Below are 578 nucleotides of genomic sequence, written 5' to 3' on the forward strand. Positions count from 1 at the left end.
AATGGCTTGGTGCAAAACAAAAACTATAATGATGTGGGCTTACTCAGTTCACAAATCATTCGACATGAACAAGAAACACTCGATCAGTTACAACAACCCCAATTACAACAAGCAAAACATCAAGCAGAACGATATTACCACTATGATAACAACTACCTCCTGACTCAGGTGGATGACAGCCGATTAGGTAAATTAAGCTATCAATACGACCCAATTGGACGCTTAATTAAAGCACAAAACCCGTATCGTTCTGAAAGTTTTAGTTTTGATCCTGCGGGGAACTTAATCGACCCGATTGCGACACAAACATCACAAGTCAAAAATAACCTGATCACCCAATATCAAGGCAAGCACTACAAATATGATGCGCAAGGCAATGTGATTGAAACCACGCAATCAGGTCAGACCTTAAAACTGACTTGGGATAACCTCAATCGACTGATACAAAGCGATCACAATGGTCAAATTACAAGCTATGGTTATGATGTATTTGGTCGTCGATTATTTAAGAAAAATACCACTGAGGATAGTCTAACCTTATTTGGTTGGGATGGTGACTTGATGATCTGGGAGTCATA

At 39.4% G+C, this 578-nt stretch carries 1 protein-coding gene; it reads left to right on the forward strand.

What is annotated here, in order from left to right; all coding sequences use genetic code 11:
• Nucleotides 1-578 (forward strand): RHS repeat domain-containing protein (locus ACINWC743_RS18495; protein WP_009586526.1); only part of this gene is annotated, 578 nt, incomplete at both ends.

The organism is Acinetobacter sp. WC-743 (assembly GCF_000335555.1).
GTDB lineage: Bacteria > Pseudomonadota > Gammaproteobacteria > Pseudomonadales > Moraxellaceae > Acinetobacter > Acinetobacter bereziniae.